This window comes from Rhizobium leguminosarum bv. viciae (assembly GCF_012276115.1).
Taxonomy (GTDB): Bacteria; Pseudomonadota; Alphaproteobacteria; order Rhizobiales; family Rhizobiaceae; genus Rhizobium; species Rhizobium leguminosarum_T.
In genome coordinates, this window is record NZ_WIEU01000001.1 from 562,954 (window position 1) to 576,491 (window position 13,538).

The window sequence follows — 13,538 nt, forward strand, 5'->3', positions numbered from 1 at the left end:
AACCTGGACTGGTCGACCTCATCACCGAAACCCGCCAACGCACCTCGTCAGCAGCGGTATCCTAATGGCGCACACGCGCCCGCGTCGCGAAGTCTGGCCGCGAATACCACATGATGATCGACGCCATGTTGCGCGGCGTGGGCAAGGGCACGGCCGCCGCGTCTGCTCGAGAGCTTCTTTTGACCGATATCCCGGTACGGCGCCCACCTAGAGGCACCGTCAAAAGGCGCAATGCGTCGATCGCGTTGTGCTCTTGCCGTCATTGTTCGCGCCAGCGAAGACCGTGAGATCCCGCTGAAGTCGGACTTGGCTTACAGAAATAGAGAAAATTATTGATCTCTTTGTGAAACATCGAATCCGGGGGGGCCTGACGACAGTCCTAGCTAGGACATAAATGTCATGCCGTCGCGCCAACTAAAAATTATCCGGCTCCCAACAGGGCCGATGCTGTAACAAGGGATCAGCTTTATGCAGCGGCCCACGAACATCACTCCGCCATTTGCATTGCTTCCGATATGGGTCGGAACAGTGCCTGCCCAACAACCCAAGCCCCGTGACCGGAACTGAAGTATTTCCAAAGGAGGTCGAGGTCCACGGATGTTGTTTTCAGTTCCTCCAGGAGTGCTAGGGCCATTTCGATAGCGGCCAGACCGATGGCGCTTTCCGCAAATGCGGATAGACCCGAGGGCCGGCTTGGGTCTTCGGCGATCTGCGCGGCGAGGATCGCGATAATCGGTTTCATGTGGGGGCCGTCGCCCGCGCGCGCGTTGAGACCGTCCACAACATAACGAGCCAGTCGCAGCACACGCCCGGCTTCTTCACCGACAATCTTCTCAATTTCGATAGTGAGCTTATTCCGATCCGAGATCACGGAAGCGATACGCTGCTTGATTGGCTCCATATCCAGGTCGAACTTCCATCGCTCGATCTTCTGAAACAGCGCGCTGAGAGCTACCTGACCCTCTCCGCCATAGATGGTTTGCTGGAGATGGGCCTGAAGAGGCTCCGGCTTCTTGAGGTTGCTCTTGACCTCGTTTGCGGTCTCTACGCGAATGTCGTCTGGAGGGTGGTCCGCATGGGGATCAATAAATACCGTTACAATTCTGGATGGCATGTCTACGAGTTTCCCAAGCGTTACGCCGAATGTCAGCGCTTGAAACAGGCTGACGATTACCCATGCCTCCTGCGTCTCGCCGTTTGTGATCAGCTGGATTGTGTGGCCGAATTTGAAGGGATTCGCCGGAAGGCTTTCCGCTATCTCGGTGGACTCCCACCATACGAAATCGTTGGGCGCTTTTCCCAGGACAAACTCTTTGAAGGGAAGAAGTTCATCGAGGCGAGCGAATTCCTGGAAATGATGGGCAAAGAAGGTCAAACCAATATAAGCGATGGCACGGAGGCCCTCGGATCCTCCAAGCGACAGTTGGACCCTCATCGTCTCTTTTGGGTCTGCGACACTATCCGTTCGCTGCACTGATCCCGCATACAGGCGTAGTCGCTCACCCGTGTCCGTCTGGTAGAAAAATGGCTCAGCCTTGTCGGCCCGATCCGGCCGCACTGCTAGTAGTGCGTTTATTGGCTTAAGCTGCTGCGCAATTACGCCCGCAAGCGGGCCGAAGCCATTGTTATGAGGACCACAATAAATTTGTTTGTTCGTCCGACGTCCACCCAAAGCGGCGGGGAATACATGTTCGCGCGAACCAGCAACTTGGTCGCAGATGATGCACTGCCTAGGCATGCGTTTTCCTTGTCGCCAACCTTCACGAAAATGGGAATACCTGAATTGACGTGATAGTAGTAGTTGAGTTCTGGCGAGATCGAAGTTTTCGAGGGCATAAATATGAGCATACTTGATGAAATTTTTCCGGCCGCTGAGATTTCCGAGAAGCTGCCCGATGCACAGGTTTCTGTTTTGGGGGTCAAGGATCTGCCCGAGATCATTCGCCTTAAGGGAATGACGATGTTCGAAATGGGGCTGACTACCTGGCACGCCGCCATGATTTCCGGGCAATTCGAGGTTTCACCAAATAGTTTGGGAGATTTAGTTGATCGCGGGGAACCAAACCTTCTGAAGTATGTGAGCCGAGCATTGAACAGAAAAGTCGTCTTCGACATCAGCTACCGATATGCGACGGTCCCAGGCGCAGCGACAATGGAGCCAAAAATGCAAGTGCTCGTTGCTCATCTTTTTCCTAACCGTCTACACATCGCAGATGTGCAACTCCTTGATCCTAGAAAGCCCAAGAAAAATTCTCAACTTAACGACGATCAATCCCACGAAAGCTTACGATTGTTCGGAGTATTGATCGCGAACGCCGAAAGGGTGGCTAAAGAAGTTCAAGCTGAACAGATAACTCTCACTGCCGCAAATAGGCGTCTCGTGACGACCTTCCAAAAATATGGGTTCAAAGTAGAAGACTCGGGGATGGCCCGACAGGCTATGGCGTTTGACGCGGGCATTCCCATGGAACGTACGATCTAGGTTTGCCAATGGAGAACCTGCCGAAGTACCATCATTACTTGCCTTCGTTCTACCAATCTCGTTGGGCGTCGGATGATGGGCGACTGCGACGATTTTCTAGGCCTCGCGATCAGATCGTGGCGAAATGGGTTTTTCCTACCCAGTCCGGTGGCGAAAACAACCTCTACTCAGATCCCGAGGCCATACCAGACAAGGCTCAGGTCTTAGAGTCGGAATTCATGTCGCCTTTGGACTCTCTTGCGAGCCAAGCGCTGGCGATGATCGAGACGGGTGACACCAAAATCAACCGCGATCCGAAATTCCGCAGTGCATGGTCTCGCTTCTTGATGTCATTGATGATGCGCATGCCGGACGACATCGACACTCTAAAGATTAGTCTGGTCGAGGAATGGGCTAGAGCCATTCCCGAGTTAGAGTTGGTATATGCGGCCGACAGACAAGACGATTGGCCACCTACATTTCAAGAGTATCTTGCGCAAAGCCCAAATAGGTTTTCAAGTTGGGCATCTTCTCTATTGAGAACGCTGATCGATCATCAGAATATCGGCGCCCTGCTCAACAACATGCGGTGGTTCATCCGAGAGATCAGCGGGGATGCACAGTTCCTGACAAGTGATCGACCCTTGATCACGTGGTACGATTTTGCAGAACCTGACACTTACATTTTCGTCCCGATTGGTCCAAAACGAGCTTTTGTGGCCGTTAATAATTTGGAGACCCAGCGGCGTATCGAGGCGCAGCCGGCAGAAGAGTGGGTCCTGAACCTGAATAAATTGGTTGCCGGCGCCGCCAAGAAGTTCGTCTTTGCCACCGACGACCAGCCAAGAAAATTAGTCGAGCAGCATTTCGGCAGCCGCCCACGCACGACCCTTTTCCAATACCTGCTACGTCATCGACGAAAAGTCGGAAGGTGAAGACCGGTGAAATCCGCTCGCAGCAAACGAAACTATGTGCCCCGTATTCGAATCCCCTCAACCCAAACCTCACAACCTCACGGCACCTGAGCCCCGCTCACCGCAACGTACACCGAATAAACCGACCGCGTCGCCGCAATGAACAGCCGGTTGCGTTGGGGGCCGCCGAAGGTGAGGTTGGCGACGGTCTGCGGTACGCGGATCTTGCCGATCAGTTTGCCCGTCGGGTCGAAGCAATGCACGCCATCGGCCGCACTCGACCAAAGGTTTCCGTTCACGTCTGTGCGGATGCCATCCGGGATGCCGTTGTCGATGAGGCAGAAGACACGGCCGTTGGCCAGCCTATTGCCGTCGATCACGTCGAAAGCGCGGATGTGGCGTGGCAGGCTTTCGTCATGGCTAGCGGCCGAATCCGCCACATAGAGGATGGTCTCGTCGGGCGAGAAGGCGAGGCCGTTCGGCTGGGTGAAATCCGTGACGACAGCCGCAAGCGCGCCGGTCGTCGGATCGAGCCGATAGACGTTGCGGGTCGGTTGCTCCGGCTCGGCGCGAAAACCTTCATAGTCCGACATGATGCCGTAGGTCGGATCGGTGAACCAGATCGTGCCGTCGGACTTCACCACCACATCGTTCGGCGAATTGAGCCTGGCGCCCTCGAAACGGTCGGCGAGCACGGTGATCGAGCCGTCGGTCTCGGTGCGGGTGACGCGGCGCGTCCCATGTTCGCAGGAGATCAGCCGTCCCTGCCGGTCGCGCGTATGGCCGTTGGTGAAGTTGGAGGGTTGCCGATAGACGGAGACGCCGCTCTCGGGCGTCCATCGCAGCATGCGCTGGTTGGGAATGTCGCTCCAGAGCAACTGGTTCGCGTCGTTGAACCAGACGGGACCTTCCGCCCAGCGGCAGCCGGAATAGAGCTCGTCGAGACCGGCGCTCGTTACGATCATCTGCCGGAAGCGCGGGTCGTGGATTTCGTAGATACTGGCCTCGGCCATGGGGATCTTTCCGTTTATCGCATGCCGGCCCGGCGACCGCCGGCGAGCATGATGACGCTGATGATGATGAGGCCGGTCATGATCAGGCGGATGCCCGCGCCGAGCCCGTAAGTGTTGAGCATGGAGACGACCAGGAACATGAAGAGCGATGCGCCCCAGATGCCCGGCACGTTGGAATCGCCGCCGGCGACCGCCGTGCCGCCGATCACGACGACAGCGATCGACATCAGGAGATATTCCGAGCCCATGTTGAGCGCCGCGCCGCCGGAGAAGCAGGCGAGCAGGTAGCCTGCGACCGATGCGAGCACCGCGCAGAAGAGGTAGGTGACGAAACGCGTGCCGTCGACCGGTATGCCGGCCATGCGCGCAGCCGGCATGCTCTGGCCGATCGCCGAGATCCAGCGTCCGTAGATCGTCTTCTCGAGCAGGAACCAGGCAAGCAGCGAGATGAGGAGTGCCACGATCGCCACATTCGGCACGCCGAGCGTGCTCGACGTGGTGAATTCCGCCAGCACGCTCGGCGGCTTGATGCGCAAGCCCCGATTCGTCCAGATCGCGGCGGACTGGACGATGAAGCTCATGGACAGCGTGGCGATGATCGGCGGAATGCGCAGCGCCTTGATGAGCGCATAGTTGCCGAGGCCGACGACAAGGCCGATGACGATGGCAACGAGAAGGCCGGGCAGGATCATGCCGTTTTCGACATTCATCAGCTTCAGCGCCACCGTGCCGGCAAGCGTCATGGTGGCGGGAACCGAGAGATCGATATTGCCGGGACCGAGCGTGATGACGAACATCTGGCCGATGCCGACGATGACCGAGAAGGCCGCGAAGGTGAGGGCTGCCTGCGACAGGCCGAGCGCGCTGGCGCCGAGCGTCACCATGATCGTCAGGAACCAGACGACGAAGGCGGCAAGCCACGACCAGATCCAGGGTTTGCGGAAGAGGCGAAGGAGCGGGGTCATCGGCGTTTCTCCCGCTTCTCCAGGCGGTTCAGCATCAGCCGAAGTGCCAGCACGATGATCAGGATCGCGCCCTGAGCCCCGATCTGCCAGTCCGGCGAGATGCGCAGGAAGGACAGGAACGAGCCGGCAAGCGTCAGCGTCAGCGCACCGATGACGGCACCGATCGGGGAGACACGGCCGCCGATGAACTCGCCGCCGCCGAGGATCACGCCAGCGATCGACAGCAGCGTGTAGCGCAGCGCGATATTGGCATCGGCCGAGGTCGTCAGGCCGACGAGGGCGATGCCGGCGAGCACCGCGAAGAGACCGGCAAGACCATAGGCGCTCGCGCGCGCCCCGACAATCGACCAGCCGGCGCGCTCGACCGAGCGTTGGTTGCCGCCGATGCCGCGCATCAGCACGCCGAGCGACGACCGCATGACGAGAAGATGAGCGACCAAGGCGATGACGATGCTGGCGACGATCGCCATCGGCGCGAGCGGCGGCTTGACGGTCATCAACCAGCGCACCCAGTCCGGCGCCTGCCCGCCCGGTGCCGGCAGCAGCAGGACGGCGAGGCCGCCCCAGACGAAGCTCATGCCGAGAGTCACGACGATGGACGGCAGGTTGCGCAGATAGATGATGACGCCGAGGCCCGCATAGGTTGCGATCGCGCCGGCCAGGATCAGGACACCGATCAACGGGGCATCCCGCAGAAAGGTCGCGGTGACGCAGGCGACGAAGCTGACGAAGGCGCCCATCGAGAGATCGAGATCGTTCACTGCCATCACGATCATCTGGGCGATCGTCGCAAGCGCGATCGGCACAGCCAGGTTGAACAGCAGGTTGAGCCCGACATAGCTCATGGCGCGCGGCTGCAGCCAGAAGACGGCGGCGAGCAGCAGCGTCAGCGACAAGGCGGGAATGGCAAGACGCAGGGCGTCGGACGACAGCCGGAACGTCATGCAGTGGCCCCCTCGAAGGAGGCGGCGATGATACTCGTCTCGTTGACGGCATCACCGGCAAGTTCGGTGGTGATGCGGCCTTCGCGGAAGACGTAGACGCGGTCGCAGAGGCGGACCTCGTCCATCTCCGTCGAGTACCAGATGAAGGTGCGGCCGCGCGCCGCCTCCTCGCGGATGATCGCGTAGACTTCCTGCTTGGTGCCGACGTCGACACCGCGCATCGGATCGTCCATCAGCACAACAGGCGCGCGCGTCGCAAGCGCGCGGGCAAAGAGCACCTTCTGCTGGTTGCCGCCCGAAAGTGACAGGATGCGGTTGTCCATATCGGGCGTGCGGATCTCGATCCGCCGCTTCCAGTCGGCGGCTTTCGTCTCCTCTTCGTCCGCCAGGATGAGGCCGCGCCGGGAGAGGTCACCGAGGGAGGCGATGGAGAAGTTGCGCAGGATGCTCCAGAGTTCGAAGACGCCGTTCAGGCGGCGGTCGCCGGCGACGAAGGTGACGAGCGGATCGCGCTCAGGCAGCCAGTTACCGGACTGGGCCGCATGCAGGGCGAGCAGGAGCTCAGTCTGCCCATGGCCCGCCAGACCCGCCAGTCCGATGATCTCGCCCTTGCGCGCCGCAAAGGAAAGGCCCTTCGCCTGATGGGACAGAATGAGCGGAGCGGCGGACAGTTCGCGCACTGAGCGCTGCCCGGTCTCCTCCTTCGCAACGGTGCCCATGGCTTCGACGAGGCCGTGGTGGTCAAAGCCCCGCGCCGGGCGCTCGGCGACGACGCGACCGTCCTTCATGACGACAATGCGGTCGGCGGTTTCAAGGATCTCGTGCAGGATATGCGAGATGAAGATGACGGACCCGCCCGCGGCAATGAAGCGGCGGACATGGTCGAGCATCTGGCGGGCAAGGCTTGCATCGAGCGACGAGGTCGGTTCGTCGAGGATCACCAGCCTGGGTGCAATGCCGGAGTCGGAAAAGGCCATTGATATCTCGACCATCTGCCGCTCGGCGATCGAAAGATCTCCCACCGTCCGGCTGCTGTCGATGCCGTGGCCGGGAAAGACGGCGTCGAGGCTCGTCTCAATGATTTTTGCGGCGCGCCTTCGCCAGCCGAAGCCTCCGAGATGGCGATGCATGATGCGCGTGTTCTCGATGATCGAAAGGTTGGGGCAGAGCGAAAGCTCCTGGAAGACGCAGCGCACGCCGCGGGCACGCGCAGCGTTGATGCCGTAGCGCTCCAGCCGCTCGCCGTCGCTCGCCACACTTCCTTCATGCGGCGCGAGACCGCCGTTGATCACGCTGACGATAGTGGACTTGCCGGCGCCATTGTGTCCGACAAGCCCGACGCATTCGCCCGGCATGACGTGGAGGGTCACGCCATCGAGTGCCCTGACCGCGCCGAAGCTCACCTTGGCGCCATCGACGGCGATCACCGCCTTCAAAACGTCATCCATGCTGCCCGCCATGCCTGCTTGCAAAAAATGCCGCGCGACCTTCTGCGGCCGCGCGGCAGTCGCCGGGAGAATTACTTTGCCGACTCGATGACCTTGATTGCGTCTGCCTGCGTGTATTCCACGTTGGCGACGCCGCCGGCCTGGGTATTGGCGAGGTTGGTTTCGAGATTGTCCTGGTCGATGCGCAGGAAGGGCACGACGAGGTCCTTCTTGACTTCCTTGCCGTCGAGGATCTGTTGCGCCACCCAGAAGGCGAGCGTGGAGACGCCGGGCGCGATGGACACGGACATGGTCTCGTAGCCCTTCGCGTCCTTCTGCTCCTTCCACCACTTCAGTTCGTCTTCGCGGTTGCCCATGATAATGATCGGCATCTTCCGGTCGGTCGCTGCAATCGCCTGTGCGGCGCCATAGCCGTCGCCGCCCTGCGTTACCACGCCAGCGATGTCAGGCAGGCTCGGCAGGATACCGGCAACAGCCTTCTGCGCCACGTCCTGCGCCCAGTCGCCGTGAACGGAGCCGACAATCTTGAACTGCGGGAACTGCTTGACGCCCTCGTGGATGCCCGCCGAGATTTCGTCGTCGACGAAGACACCGGCAAGGCCGCGGATCTCGAGCAGGTTGCCGCCGTCCGGAAGTTTTTTCGACAAGTACTCGACCTCACTGCGGCCCATTTCCTTGAAGTTGACGGCGATGCGCCAGGCGCAGGGTTCGGTGACGATACCGTCGAAGGACACGACGGTGATGCCGGCGTCGCAGGCTTCCTTGACCGCACCGTTCAGCGCCGTCGGCGAGGCAGCGTTCAGCACGATGGCGTCATAACCCTGCAGGATCATGTTCTGGATCTGCGCGGCCTGCTCCGTCGCCTGGTTCTCGGCGGTGGTGAAAGGGTCGGCTGCGGCAACGGTGCCGGCCTTCACGGCTTCACCCGTCACCTTGCCCCAGCTCGTCAGCATGGCCTGGCGCCACGAATTGCCGGCATAGTTGTTGGAAAGAGCGATCTTCTTGGCCGACGTGTCGGCAAAGGCGGAAACGGGCATCGCGGCGCAAGCAATAGCGGCCGATGCCAGAAGCATCTTACGGATTGTCATGTCTTCCTCCCTGATGATCGCGCTGGTCGGCGGATCGCTTCACTCCTGCCGGCCCAATTGGGTCCGAGTGAAAATTGTTCTTGCACTGAGCTTCCTCCTCTCAGTAAGGGCAGGATGCGGGAGATCGACCGGCCTGTACAGGGGCAAGGCGGCAATCCGTTTGCGGGATTTGCGCAACAAGCTGCGGGTTTACGCAAGACGGCGGCGCTTCCGCGGGCGCTTACTGCGAAGGGTCGCGGCGGGTTGAGGAGCCTGCTGCCGCCTCGGGGAGGAACTGACGATGCTGCATCTCGTACCCGCAGCCATGTTCGACCATTATCTCGGCATTTCCCGGCTGCTCGCGGGCCAGCTCGACTTCCGCTCGGCTATCCGTTCCGTCGCGGCCGAAGTCGCCCATATCATCCCGCACGACCATCTCGATGTCTGCGTGCTGCTTGAGGGCGGCAACTACCACACGGCCTATGAGACGGGCATCGAGACCGCCTGGGGCGGCCTTGCCGGCGCGCCTGTCGTCAACAGTCCCATCCGCTCGCTGCTCTGGGGCGAGGTGGATTTTCTGCTGGCGGACGACGCCATGACCGACCCGCGTTTCCACTTCGAGGGCGCCTTCAAGCGGCCGATCGTCGAACAGTCGCTGAGGAGCCGCTTGCATGTGCCGATGAAGGTGCAGGGCACGATCATCGCAGCACTCTCCTGTTCGTCGCACAGGGCGGGCGTCTATACGATGGAGGATATCGAGCGCGCCCGCATCATCGCCGACCTGCTGACGCCCTATTTCTTCGCGCTGCAGGCGGCCGAGCAGGCGCAACGCTCGGCCATTGTCGAGGCAGAGGCCCGCGCCCGCGAGGAGGGTTTGCGGCAAGGTGCGCTGAAGCTTACCGAAGCGCTGGAGCAGGAACGCCAGCGCATCGGCATGGATCTGCACGACCAGACGCTCGCCGACCTGACGCGGCTCGCCCGCCGGATCGACCGGCTGTCGCGCAACGGCGAGGTGGCGCCCGAGGCGCTGGAGCCGATCTCCCGTTCCCTGCAGCATTGCATGCAGGATCTCCGGCAGATCATCGAGCAGGCAAAACCCTCCGTGCTCCAGCTCTTCGGCCTCGCCCAGGCAATCGAGCATCATCTGGACCGATCGACCCGCGACACGGGATCGGGGATCGAGTGGGGCCTTGTCGACGAGACGCACGGCGCATTGGAGCGACTGGAACCGACCGTCAGCGTCGCGCTGTTCCGGATCGCCCAGGAGGCGATCAACAATGCGGTGCGCCATGCCGCGCCACTGGCCGTCACGGTGCGGCTCGAGGCCGATGACGACCGGCTATCGATCGAAATCTCCGACGACGGAACCGGGCTTGCCAAGGCGCGGGGACGGATCGGCGGCGGCATCGACAATATGAAGACCCGTGCGCGGCTGATTTCGGCGCGGTTCACGACCGGCCCCGGCCACAACAATCGCGGGACTGCGGTGCGCGTCGTGCTACCGCTCGTACCGAACGACCCGTCGAGCGGGCCAAACTGAGGAGAAGGGCATGATGAAGGTTCTGATCGTCGAGGACGACCCGCTGCACCGGTCCTATCTGCACGAGGCTGTTAACGCGGCTCTGCCGGAATGCGACACGGTGATCGAGGCGGAGAACGGAACCGTCGGCGAGAAGCTCGCCCGCGACCACAAGTCGGCGCATATCGTCATGGACCTGCAGATGGCCAACCGCAACGGCATCGAGGCGGCGCGCACCATCTGGAAGGAGCGGCCGGAGACCCGCATCCTGTTCTGGTCGAATTACTCGGACGAGGCCTATGTGCGCGGCGTCTCCCGCATCGTGCCGGATGGCGCCGCCTATGGTTATGTGCTGAAATCCGCTTCCGACGAGCGGCTGAAGCTTGCGCTACGCTCGATCTTCATCGAGAGCCAGTGCGTCATCGACCGCGAGGTGCGGGGCCTGCAGCAGAAGAGCCTCGGCCAGACGAACGGCTTTACCGATTCCGAATACGAGATCCTCGTCGATATCGCGCTCGGCCTCACCGACCGGGCCATCGCCAAACGTCGGGGCCTTTCGCTGCGCAGCGTGCAGAACCGCTTGCAACAGCTCTACGACAAGCTCGACGTCTACCAGAGCGCCGGCGACGACCACGAGGACGGCCGCTTCAATCTGCGCGCCCGCGCCGTCACCGTCGCTTTCCTGCGCAAACTCCTGAACTATAGCGCTCTGGAGCGGGCCGAGGCAGAGCTGCAGGAGTGGCTTGAGGGAAAGTAGTAGTTTCCGGACTTACGAGGAATGACCGGGGATCAGAGAGGTGACTGCGGCTCTGCCTTCACGGCGCATGCGCCAGCGCGATCGCATCGGCGGCTTCCTCGCAGCGATCACGGAGCGTGCTTGTGGCCACTCGAATATGACTGCTTGGCAAGACGGAGAATTTGCTGCCTGGATTGACGGCGATATTGCGTGCGGCGAGCGTCACCATCGCGAATGGTTCGGAAACGACGGGCACCCAGAGGCACAGGCCCTGGCCTGCAGGGATCGCTATCCCCCGTTCGCTCAGCGCATCGGCAAGAGCGTCTCGCCTCTGCTGATAGATCTCACGCGCCTCGGCGATGAGCCGCCAGGTTGCCGGATCGCGCAATAGCCAGGCGGCGGCACCTTGCAGGATACGGCTGGTCCAGCCGGCGCTGAAGGAGCGGTAAGACTGGATCTGGTCGACGATCGGCGCGGAACTCGACAGAACCGCGAGACGCAGATCCGGGCCGAGGCTTTTCGAGAGTGAGAGGATATGGATCGTCCGCTCCGCAAATCGGCCGCCCAGCGACTGCGGAGGTGCCGCCGACACGTCGCCGACGCCGTCATCCTCGATAATAAGCGTATCGCTGTCTTCCAGCACATCTCCGAGCTGACCGAGGCGGGATGAACTGACCGCAACGCCGGTCACGGAATGCAGCCGTGGCTGGAATAGAAAAGCCGCCGGACGTTGCTGCAATGCTTCGCGCAGCGAATCCGGCAAGGGGCCTTCGCCGTCGCAGGCGACAGGGATGATTTTCACGCCGAGATCTTCCAGAATATCGAGCAGCCGCATCGCGGTCGGATGTTCGATCGCGACCGACGAACCCGAGGAAACCAGAGCATGCAATATCGTATAGACGGCGTTGTAACCGCCATTGGTGGCCAGAAAGGCTTCCGCCTCACAGGGCCATCGCTCTGAAACGGCGTCCTTCAACTCAGGGACGATCCGGCTGCGCTCATAGCTGTTGAGGTCATCGACGGACGCGCCATAGGCCATTGCTTCGGCGAGACGAGGAAGAAGTGCTGCATCCGGTCCGGCTAAGGTGAGGTCGAGCACACCTGCCGCATAATTTCCCGAACTGGCAAGACGTTCCGGCTTGGCGACAAAGCGGTCGCCGCTGACCCAGGTGCCGTTGCGCCCCCGGCCGCTGATGATCTTCTGCCGCCGCAATTCGCTCCAGGCTTCGGAGATCGTCGCCGGACTGACATGCAATTCGTAAGCGATATCGCGGATCGCCGGCAGGCGCGTCCCAATGGGCAGGACACCGGCACGGATCAGCGCGCTGGTTTCGAGAGCGATCCCTCTGATGCTGCGGTCGGCTATTTTTTCGGCAAACCAGGAGGCTTCGACCGTGTCGCCCATTTTTCTCTCACTTTAAATGTTCAATAACGTAATAACATTTGTACTCTCTATTTTGAACATTTAATTTGCCACTCGTCGAGCAATTTTGTGAGTTTTGCATGCCTGTGACGCTTCGCATCGCCCTCCGGGACTGGGATTACATGACACCGCTCGTGCTCGGTGACGTCAGTTCCTCCCGTCTCGATATCAAAGTGGATCGTGTGGGCACGCTGGTCTCCAGCCTCGCCGATGATGCCGCGCATGATGCCGCGGAAATGTCCTTCAGCCGCTATTCGCAGATGCGCCATGACGGCGATGATCGGGTTCTGGGCATGCCGAACTTCATCATGCGCGGCTTCCGCCATCGCTGCATCATCACCACCAAGAATAGTCCGATCCGCAAGCTCTCCGATCTGGCCGGCAAGAAGATCGGCGTGACCGGCTGGCGCGATTCCGGAAATACCTGGACCCGCGCCGCATTGCGCCGGGAAGGCGTCGGCGTCGAGGATGCGATGTGGTATGCCGGGCGCCTGACGGAGGCTCATCCGATCGTCGACCGGCTCGATGGTTTTGGACGGCCTGGCCGCATCGAGGCTGCTCCCGGCGAGCGCCCGATGGTCGATCTTCTGATGGATGGCGGGCTCGATGCCGTGTTCACCCCTTTCATGCCGAAGGGCTTCTTCGATCAGGAATCGCCGCTCCGCCAGGTGCTGGATGATTTCCGTGCCGCTGAAGTCGCTTACCTCAACGAGGTCGGCTATGTCCCGGGCATGCATCTGATCGGCTTCAAGGCTGATATCGTCCGGGAGCACCCCTGGATCATGGCTGAACTCAGCGAACTGATCGACGAGTCCCAGCGTATCTGGCTGGAAAAGCGTGAGAAATACGCCGACACCACGCCCTGGATGATCGACGAACTGCGCCGCTGCGCAGCCGACCTGCCGCCGACCTGGAGAGCCAGCGGGCTTGCTGAGAACGAGGCAATGATCGCCGACTTTGCCGAGGAACTCTACGAGCAGAAGATCATGCCGCGCCTTTTGACGCCAGCCGATCTGTTTCCGTGGCACGCCAAAGCCCGATGAACAAG

Annotated in this window: 12 protein-coding genes; 5 read left to right on the forward strand and 7 right to left on the reverse strand. The window is 61.1% G+C overall.

Going from position 1 to position 13,538, the window contains the following annotated elements; translation table 11 throughout:
- Positions 1-487: 487 nt before the first annotated feature.
- Positions 488-1,738 (reverse strand): HNH endonuclease, encoded by a 1,251-nt coding sequence (locus tag GFM02_RS02620; RefSeq protein WP_168320699.1) that lies wholly within the window; start codon positions 1,736-1,738, stop codon positions 488-490.
- Between the two features lie 102 nt (positions 1,739-1,840).
- On the opposite strand from GFM02_RS02620, the gene GFM02_RS02625 reads away from it, so the two are divergent.
- A complete protein-coding gene (locus tag GFM02_RS02625; protein WP_168320700.1) occupies positions 1,841-2,482 on the forward strand; it encodes a hypothetical protein in 642 nt (213 codons plus the stop codon).
- Positions 2,483-2,490: 8 nt separating this feature from the next.
- Positions 2,491-3,396, forward strand: coding sequence for a DUF4238 domain-containing protein (locus tag GFM02_RS02630; protein ID WP_168267637.1), 906 nt, complete (start codon positions 2,491-2,493; stop codon positions 3,394-3,396).
- A 77-nt stretch (positions 3,397-3,473) separates the two neighbouring features.
- Here GFM02_RS02630 and GFM02_RS02635 read toward each other — a convergent pair whose 3' ends face one another.
- The 5 genes from GFM02_RS02635 to GFM02_RS02655 all read right to left on the reverse strand — a co-directional run bounded on the left by GFM02_RS02635 (position 3,474) and on the right by GFM02_RS02655 (position 8,833).
- A complete protein-coding gene (locus tag GFM02_RS02635; protein ID WP_168320701.1) occupies positions 3,474-4,388 on the reverse strand; it encodes an SMP-30/gluconolactonase/LRE family protein in 915 nt (304 codons plus the stop codon).
- 14 nt (positions 4,389-4,402) lie between these two features.
- The gene (locus GFM02_RS02640) at positions 4,403-5,353 is read right to left on the reverse strand and encodes an ABC transporter permease (protein ID WP_020046912.1); all 951 of its coding nucleotides are present in this window, start codon (positions 5,351-5,353) and stop codon (positions 4,403-4,405) included.
- Positions 5,350-6,297, reverse strand: a complete 948-nt coding sequence (locus tag GFM02_RS02645) for an ABC transporter permease (protein ID WP_168320702.1) — start codon at positions 6,295-6,297, stop codon at positions 5,350-5,352. The genes GFM02_RS02640 and GFM02_RS02645 overlap by 4 nt, the downstream gene beginning before the upstream one ends.
- Positions 6,294-7,745: a sugar ABC transporter ATP-binding protein gene (locus tag GFM02_RS02650; protein WP_168320703.1), complete on the reverse strand. Its 1,452-nt coding sequence runs from the start codon at positions 7,743-7,745 to the stop codon at positions 6,294-6,296. Before GFM02_RS02650 ends, GFM02_RS02645 begins: the two co-directional genes overlap by 4 nt.
- A 71-nt stretch (positions 7,746-7,816) precedes the next feature.
- Positions 7,817-8,833, reverse strand: coding sequence for an ABC transporter substrate-binding protein (locus tag GFM02_RS02655; RefSeq protein ID WP_025396862.1), 1,017 nt, complete (start codon positions 8,831-8,833; stop codon positions 7,817-7,819).
- A gap of 280 nt (positions 8,834-9,113) precedes the next feature.
- On the opposite strand from GFM02_RS02655, the gene GFM02_RS02660 reads away from it, so the two are divergent.
- Together GFM02_RS02660 and GFM02_RS02665 are read left to right on the forward strand one after the other, a co-directional pair.
- A complete protein-coding gene (locus GFM02_RS02660) occupies positions 9,114-10,352 on the forward strand; it encodes a GAF domain-containing sensor histidine kinase (RefSeq protein ID WP_168320704.1) in 1,239 nt (412 codons plus the stop codon).
- Between the two features lie 13 nt (positions 10,353-10,365).
- Positions 10,366-11,088 (forward strand): response regulator transcription factor, encoded by a 723-nt coding sequence (locus GFM02_RS02665; RefSeq protein ID WP_003562390.1) that lies wholly within the window; start codon positions 10,366-10,368, stop codon positions 11,086-11,088.
- A 58-nt stretch (positions 11,089-11,146) separates the two neighbouring features.
- On the opposite strand, the gene GFM02_RS02670 is transcribed toward GFM02_RS02665, so the two are convergent.
- On the reverse strand, positions 11,147-12,472 hold the full coding sequence (locus GFM02_RS02670) for a PLP-dependent aminotransferase family protein (RefSeq protein WP_168320705.1): 1,326 nt from the start codon (positions 12,470-12,472) through the stop codon (positions 11,147-11,149).
- A gap of 98 nt (positions 12,473-12,570) precedes the next feature.
- On the opposite strand from GFM02_RS02670, the gene GFM02_RS02675 reads away from it, so the two are divergent.
- The gene (locus GFM02_RS02675; protein ID WP_168320706.1) at positions 12,571-13,533 is read left to right on the forward strand and encodes a nitrate ABC transporter substrate-binding protein; all 963 of its coding nucleotides are present in this window, start codon (positions 12,571-12,573) and stop codon (positions 13,531-13,533) included.
- Positions 13,534-13,538 lie beyond the last annotated feature (5 nt).